Raw genomic sequence first — 7,213 nt, 5'->3', positions numbered from 1 at the left:
TTCCGAAAATGTTCGTCCTAAAAATTGTTACAGATTTTGCTGCAGCTCATTCACTTAGAGAATATCCAGGTGATTGTGCTCGCCTACATGGCCATAATTGGCAGGTGGAAGTGCTTGTTAGCTCAAAAGTGCTTGATGATGTGGGCATGGCAATTGATTTTAGAGAAATCAAAAAACAAACCAAAGTAGTTATTAAAAGACTGGACCATCAGTATTTAAATGAGGTTGAGCCTTTTAATCAACTAAACCCTACGGCTGAAAATATTGCCAAATATTTTTATGAAGAAGTGGGTAAATTAATCAACACAGAAGAGGTTCGAGTCAAAGAAGTGACCATTTGGGAAACTTTAAGAGCGTCTGTTACTTATTCGGAGGACCAATCATGAAATCTTGTGATTTGCCTGACACACAAAACAACTTAGATACTCGTCAAATCGTTATTGATCAAGTAGGTATTAAAGATATTTCTCACCCAATTACTTATGTTGATCGTGATGGTAATAAATCACCAACAGTGGGTAATTTCACTATGACGGTTGCCTTGCCAGAAAATGTTAAGGGCACACATATGTCACGTTTTATTCAAATTTTGAATGAAGGGCCGTGTGAATTTAATAGCAGCAACTTTGGTAAAATTATTGAAAAAGTTCGTGATCGTCTAGAGTCTGAAACTGCTCATATTATTTTAGATTTTCCTTTCTTTAGAAAGAAAAAAGCACCTTCTTCGGGGGTTGAGTCCATGATGGATTATCAGGTTAGCTTGTACGGCTCTTTGTCAGGCGGTGAAACTGAAGTAATGATGAAAGTGGTTGTACCGGTTACAAGTTTGTGTCCATGTTCTAAGAGTATTTCAAAATATGGCGCGCACAATCAACGCTCTCATATCACTATTAAGGCCAAAGCAGCTGCAGGGAAAACGCTATATCTAGAAGACCTAATTGATTTGGCTGAGAAGAAGGCTTCTTGTGAGCTATACGCAATTTTAAAGCGTGAAGATGAAAAAGTTGTGACTGAAAGAGCGTATGATAACCCTGCATTTGTTGAGGATTTAGTGCGTGACATCGCGGTTGCTTTAAATAGCAATGAAAACATTAGTTATTACCGCCTAGAGTCAGAAAACTTTGAGTCAATTCACAACCATTCAGCTTACGCATTAATTGAGAACCAAAAATAAAGAAAGACCAAGCCATGAAATACAATACTGACAATCTAAGAATTACCTCAAGTGCGCCTATTATGGCGCCTAATGAGCTAATGGAAAAGTATCCTTTGAGCGAGAACGGATCTGTTGGTATTTTTCAATCGCGTGAAACCATTGCCAAAATTTTAACCGGTGAGGATAAGCGTCTAATGGTGATTGTTGGTCCGTGTTCAATTCATGATTCTAAAGCTGCGCGCGACTATGCTGAAAAATTAGTCCATTTAAGAGAAACACTTAAAGAAGATTTGTTTATTGTGATGCGCGTGTATTTTGAAAAGCCACGCACAACTATTGGTTGGAAAGGCCTAATTAACGATCCAGATTTGGATGAAAGTTTTAACATTGATAAAGGTCTAAAGATTGCTCGTCATTTGTTAACAGATATTGCCGATATGGATATGCCAGTTGCGGTTGAGTATCTTGATTTAATTACACCGCAATATATTTCTGATTTAATTTCATGGGGTGCGATTGGTGCGCGTACAACAGAAAGTCAATCTCATCGCGAATTAGCCTCAGCCTTATCTTGCCCGGTTGGCTTTAAAAACGGCACCACAGGGTCGCTTAGAGTGGCCATTGATGCGATTAAGGCTGCCAGTAGTCCACATCATTTATTATCGGTTAATAAAGAGGGTGGCGTGAGCCATTACACTTCGTCAGGCAATGAAAGTACCCACATTATTTTGCGTGGCGGCTCTGATGGTCCAAATTACGATCAAGAGTGCATTAATCACACTTATACGCAATTGGAAGAGGAGGGTCTTCCTGCTAGGGTTATGGTTGATTTCTCACATGCCAACAGCCAAAAGAAGTTCAAAAATCAAATGCTGGTAGGTGATGAAATTGCCCGCCAAATTTCTAATGGATCCGACAAAATATTTGGCGTCATGATTGAGTCAAATATTAACGAAGGTAATCAGCCGGTAGGATCGTTAGAATCACTTGAATATGGGGTTAGTATTACCGATAGTTGCATTAATTGGGAAGACACCGAAACCCTACTAAAAACACTCGCAAAAGCAGTGCAAACTAAAAACGCCTAAGCGCTTGATTTAACACTCATTTCTGCATTAATTTTTTTTCTAATTTAAGCGCAATATTTACCTATTTTTATTGTGTAAAAATAGTTGTTTAGGGTACAATAAAAGCTAATTTAATCAAGCCTTTTTTGTATGTCTGATAACCTCGATAATCCAGAAGTATTTGAGCCTAATTTCCCCGTAGTTACCATCGAAGACGAGATGCGTGATTCCTACTTGGAATACGCCATGAGTGTCATTGTTGGACGTGCATTGCCTGATGTTCGAGATGGCCTCAAACCGGTTCATCGTCGTGTACTTTATGCCATGGATGTTCTTGGCAACGACTACAACAAATCATACAAAAAATCAGCCCGTATTGTTGGTGACGTAATTGGTAAGTATCACCCGCATGGTGACACGGCTGTGTACGACACCATTGTTCGTATGGCGCAACCTTTCTCAATGCGCAATATTCTTATTGATGGTCAAGGTAACTTTGGTTCGGTTGATGGTGATTCAGCAGCAGCCATGCGTTATACCGAAATTCGCATGGCCAAGCTTTCGCATGAATTATTGCGCGACCTTGATAAAAATACTGTTGATTTTATTGACAACTACGATGGTTCAGAATCTGAGCCTTCGGTATTGCCAACTCGTGTGCCTAATCTATTAGTTAACGGCTCATCAGGTATTGCGGTGGGTATGGCAACTAACATTCCGCCCCATAATTTAGGTGAAGTGGTTGAGGCGTGTCTACAAACCATTGATAATGAAGATATCACGATTGATGAGTTGTTAAAGGTAATGCCAGGTCCAGATTTCCCAACAGCCGGTATTATTAATGGCGCCAGCGGCATCCGCCAAGCTTACGAAACTGGAAAAGGAAAAATTTATTTGCGCTCGGTTTCTCACGTGGAAGGCGAAGACAAACAAAGTATTGTGGTTACCGAACTGCCGTACCAGGTTAATAAAGCAAAGCTGATTGGTAAAATCGCTGAGCTGGTCAAGGATAAACGCGTTGACGGCATTACCGGTCTTAGAGATGAATCAGACAAAGACGGCATGCGCATGGTGATTGAACTTCGCCGTGGCGAAGTGCCTGAGGTGATGCTTAATAATCTTTATAAGCTAACCGAAATGCAAACAGTATTTGGTATTAACATGGTGGCCATTGACAAGGGTATGCCTAAATTAATGACGCTTAAAGGAGTGCTAGAGGCGTTTATTGCGCACAGGCGTGATGTAGTAACCCGTCGCTCTATCTTTGATCTTAACAAGGCTAGAAACCGTGCTCATTTGTTAGAGGGTTTGTCAGTTGCGCTCCACAATATTGACGAAATTATTGAGCTAATTAAAGCAGCACCAAATCCGACAGAGGCTAAAGCGGCACTTGTATCTAAAACATGGCAGGGCAGCGTCATTAAAGAATTAATCGGTGATCGCGATATGGCAATGTTTAAGCCGGAAGATTTACCTGCTGAACTTGGCCTGCAAGTATCAGGCGACTATCAGCTATCTGAAAAGCAGGCGCAAGCCATTCTTGATCTTAAGCTTCATCGTTTAACCGGCCTTGAAAAAGATAAGATTTTTGATGAATTTAATGAGCTGTTAGAGCGCATTAAATATCTGCTTGATATCTTGCAAAATCCAGAGCGTTTGATGCAGGTTATTCGTGACGAATTAATTGAAGTGCGTGACAATTATGCCAATGCGCGCATGACACAAATTGTTGAGCATAAAATTGATCTAACGCTAGAAGATCTAATTGCTCAAGAAGACCGTGTGGTTACTTTGTCTCATGGTGGTTATGTGAAGGCACAATCCTTAAGTGATTATCAAGCGCAACGTCGTGGTGGCAAAGGTAAGGCAGCCACCAAAATGAAAGACGAGGACTTTGTAGACCAGTTATTTGTGGCTAATTCACACGATACGGTGCTGTGTTTCTCATCGGCTGGTAAGGTTCATTGGCTTAAAGTATACGAACTACCAATGGCGTCACGTACAGCCAAAGGTAAGCCAATTATTAATTTATTACCACTGGAAAAAGATGAAGTAATTAATGCCATCTTGCCAGTATCTGAATTTACGGATGATCAGTTTGTATTTATGGTGACTAGCAGTGGTACTTGTAAGAAAACCTCACTGACTAATTTTGCCCGCCCAAGAAAAGGCGGTATTATCGCCATTGAATTGCGTGATGGTGACAAATTAGTCGGTGTAGATATCACTTCAGGTGATAATGACATTATGCTATTCTCAGCGAATGGTAAGTCAATTAGATTTAAAGAGGCCGATGTTCGCGCTGTTGGTCGAACAGCAATTGGTGTTCGCGGCATGAAGTTAGTGGATGATGAGATTGTTTCAGCTATTATCGCTGATGATTCTAGCCCAATTCTAACGGCCACTGAGATGGGTTATGGTAAGCGTACAGAGCTTGATGAATACCGTGCACAAGCGCGTGGTGGCTCGGGTGTAATCTCTATTAAAACCTCAGATCGTAATGGTAAGGTTGTTGGCGCTATTCAGGTAACTGATGAAGACGAAATGATGCTGATTTCTAATAAAGGCACGCTAGTCCGCGCACGAGCCGGTGACGTATCTATCATTGGTCGTAACACGCAAGGTGTGACTTTGATTAACATCGCCAAAGGAGAGAAGCTAGTTTCTGTCGCTAAAATTGCCGAAACTGAGGGTGAAGAAGAAGCGAGCGAGGAAGTTAGCGAAGAATAACACGAAAATTCTTAAAAAAATAAAAATGTCGCACTGGTTGTGGCATTTTTTTTGGTATTTTTACCAAAACTTGACCTGGGTCAAGGCTTCAATATTCCCTGCTTTATAAAATGAACTCGATTCATTAATAAACAGGAGTAAAAATCATGAAAACAATCGGTGCTTTATCTTTTGCAGGCGTACTTTGGATGGCTTTGATCACATTGGCGACTATGCTATAAAAAAATACCCATTTAGAAAATTCCCTAAATTTTCTAAAACCCCTCTCCAAAATGCCGTTTTAGAGCCAAAAGTGCTTTAAAACGGCATTTTTTCGTCCATAAAACCAATTTTTGTTAATAAATTAGGCGTATTTTAAAAATTTGCCAAATTTTATAAACCACACTACAATTATTATTATGAAAAACTATATTGCAATATCAGGCTCAATCTTTGCCATTGTGGCGTTTGCACATTTACTTAGAATTATTGATGAATGGGTAGTAACAGTCAATGGACAAGTTGTGCCAATGACTATTTCTTATTTGGCTTTTGTAGCTACAGCAATGTTGGCTGTTTGGGCATTTAAGTTCAAATAACTCAAAACAGCATTTACCTAAGCGTATTTTATTTTTGGTTTTAAACTAAAATTAATAGTTGATGATATAATAATAAAATTTATTTAATAGGGTTCTTTTTAGAATGAAAAAACTATTTTTATTGTTACTTACAGGGTGGGCTCTCAGTACATTTTTAATTGGTGAAAAAACACAATCTGTAATCAAAGATTACATTAAGCAATCAGACAAACAATCAAGAGGGCTTTATGATGTATCAATTAGGTTGACTTCATACAAAAAATCATTTTTATCTGCAAATGCAGAAATAGAAATTGATATCATTGATCCTGCAATTAGAGAAGATATTGCTGAATTTGTAAGGTTGCCTATTAAATCAAGTTTAACTATAAAACATGGCCCTGTATTTTTTCAAGGCAACCCAAGTATTGGCCTAGCAAATATAAGTGATACAATCAACTTATCTGATTTCATCGCAGACAAGTATAAATATGAGTTTTCTAAATATGTTGATGATGATATTAAGATAATTTCAAATACCAAATTTAAATTTAATGGTGATTTTAGCAATAAAGCAGAAATTAACAACATTGAAATAAATAACAATGATTTAAATCTTAAAATTAGCCCGATTATTATGATGGTAAATGGAAATCTTGATGCTGGGTTTGATAGTTATAAAAGCAGTATGCTAATTGAAGATTTAACATTAAACATGCCTGGTAATTATTTTAATATTAAAGACTTTAAGTTTGATTCTAATGTTGATGAACTATTTGGGGGTTTTTATCCATTAGGGGTTGGTCAACTTAAAATAGAAGAAATAACACTAAGAACAAGTGAAACTAATATTCCTCCAATTAGTTTATCAGTTAAGGCAAATTCTAAAGCCCACAGAAAGAATGATAGGTTGTTTGATAAAAGTGAAATAAATTTAGTTATTTTAAACCCTGATAAATTAGGGTTTAAAATGCCGATGGATTCAATTAATATTGTTGGAAATTTTTCAGGTATTTTAGAAGAAGACTTTAAGTCTCTTTGGAATCTAATTTCTATATCTTCTACTATGAGCGAAGACCAACTGATGAATAGATTTGGAGAATGGTTTAACACATTTTTATCTAGGAGTGATCTGGATTATGGTGTAAAGATAACCTCTAGCAAGGATAAAAAAGACACTGGCAGTATGGATTTTAAGTTAAGTTATATTGGACAAAAGAATACTGGTGAAAGTATAGATCAAACTTTTCTTAACTTTCAAGCAAATCCATTAGATTTATTTACTGCCGAATTACACCTGCTAGTCAATAAAGACTGGCTAAATACTTTAGATCCAGTCGCATTGGATGGCGCTAATACGATAATTTCCAGTTTAATCGAACAAGGAATGATAAGAGAGTCTGAAGCAGATTATAGTGTTTCGGCGAGTTACAAAGATCAGACTCCAATTGTAAATGGTAAGAGATTTTCTGATGAGTTGGCAGGTGTATTAAACCAGGTGCGGTAAGTTTGTTTTCAGTAATGAAAGTCACTAAAAAAAGATTTTTTAGATTAGTGTTCTCGAGTGGCGGAGAAGGTTAACTTCGGATGGCGTTCTTCAGTTAACTGTAGATTGACCATTGACGGCGCTAAGTAAGTCAGCATGCCGGCAGAGTCAATCGCCACGTTATTACCCGCTTTGGCTTTGAGTTGTTCAATATCTT

General features: G+C 38.0%; 6 protein-coding genes and 1 pseudogene. 6 read left to right on the top strand and 1 reads right to left on the bottom strand.

Going from position 1 to position 7,213, the window contains the following annotated elements:
* The first annotated feature begins 8 nt into the window (after positions 1-8).
* The 6 genes from queD to PSN35_RS05180 all read left to right on the top strand — a co-directional run bounded on the left by queD (position 9) and on the right by PSN35_RS05180 (position 7,017).
* Positions 9-386: a 6-carboxytetrahydropterin synthase QueD gene (gene queD, locus PSN35_RS05205; protein WP_300030435.1), complete on the top strand. Its 378-nt coding sequence runs from the start codon at positions 9-11 to the stop codon at positions 384-386.
* A complete protein-coding gene (folE2, locus tag PSN35_RS05200) occupies positions 383-1,174 on the top strand; it encodes a GTP cyclohydrolase FolE2 (RefSeq protein ID WP_300030432.1) in 792 nt (263 codons plus the stop codon). The genes queD and folE2 overlap by 4 nt, the downstream gene beginning before the upstream one ends.
* Positions 1,175-1,188: 14 nt before the next feature.
* On the top strand, positions 1,189-2,244 hold the full coding sequence (locus PSN35_RS05195) for a 3-deoxy-7-phosphoheptulonate synthase (RefSeq protein WP_300030429.1): 1,056 nt from the start codon (positions 1,189-1,191) through the stop codon (positions 2,242-2,244).
* Positions 2,245-2,373: 129 nt separating this feature from the next.
* On the top strand, positions 2,374-4,953 hold the full coding sequence (gyrA, locus tag PSN35_RS05190) for a DNA gyrase subunit A (protein WP_300030426.1): 2,580 nt from the start codon (positions 2,374-2,376) through the stop codon (positions 4,951-4,953).
* 398 nt (positions 4,954-5,351) lie between these two features.
* Positions 5,352-5,531, top strand: a complete 180-nt coding sequence (locus PSN35_RS05185; RefSeq protein WP_300030423.1) for a hypothetical protein — start codon at positions 5,352-5,354, stop codon at positions 5,529-5,531.
* A 103-nt stretch (positions 5,532-5,634) separates the two neighbouring features.
* Positions 5,635-7,017 (top strand): DUF945 family protein, encoded by a 1,383-nt coding sequence (locus tag PSN35_RS05180; protein ID WP_300030420.1) that lies wholly within the window; start codon positions 5,635-5,637, stop codon positions 7,015-7,017.
* 44 nt (positions 7,018-7,061) lie between these two features.
* Here the strand turns inward: PSN35_RS05180 and PSN35_RS05175 are convergent.
* A pseudogene (locus PSN35_RS05175) lies at positions 7,062-7,213 on the bottom strand (peptide chain release factor 3); the annotation flags it as partial.

The organism is Candidatus Thioglobus sp. (assembly GCF_028599055.1).
GTDB lineage: Bacteria > Pseudomonadota > Gammaproteobacteria > PS1 > Pseudothioglobaceae > Thioglobus_A.
The sequence above is the reverse complement of the archived record's forward strand: the minus strand, read 5'-3'. Positions and strand labels throughout refer to the sequence as shown.

What these genes read in the sequence shown, in the direction of transcription:
- queD (WP_300030435.1), top strand. Translation starts at nt 9, where the DNA reads ATGTTCGTCCTAAAAATTGTTACAGATTTTGCTGCAGCTCATTCACTT.
- folE2 (WP_300030432.1), top strand. Translation starts at nt 383, where the DNA reads ATGAAATCTTGTGATTTGCCTGACACACAAAACAACTTAGATACTCGT.
- PSN35_RS05195 (WP_300030429.1), top strand. Translation starts at nt 1,189, where the DNA reads ATGAAATACAATACTGACAATCTAAGAATTACCTCAAGTGCGCCTATT.
- gyrA (WP_300030426.1), top strand. Translation starts at nt 2,374, where the DNA reads ATGTCTGATAACCTCGATAATCCAGAAGTATTTGAGCCTAATTTCCCC.
- PSN35_RS05185 (WP_300030423.1), top strand. Translation starts at nt 5,352, where the DNA reads ATGAAAAACTATATTGCAATATCAGGCTCAATCTTTGCCATTGTGGCG.
- PSN35_RS05180 (WP_300030420.1), top strand. Translation starts at nt 5,635, where the DNA reads ATGAAAAAACTATTTTTATTGTTACTTACAGGGTGGGCTCTCAGTACA.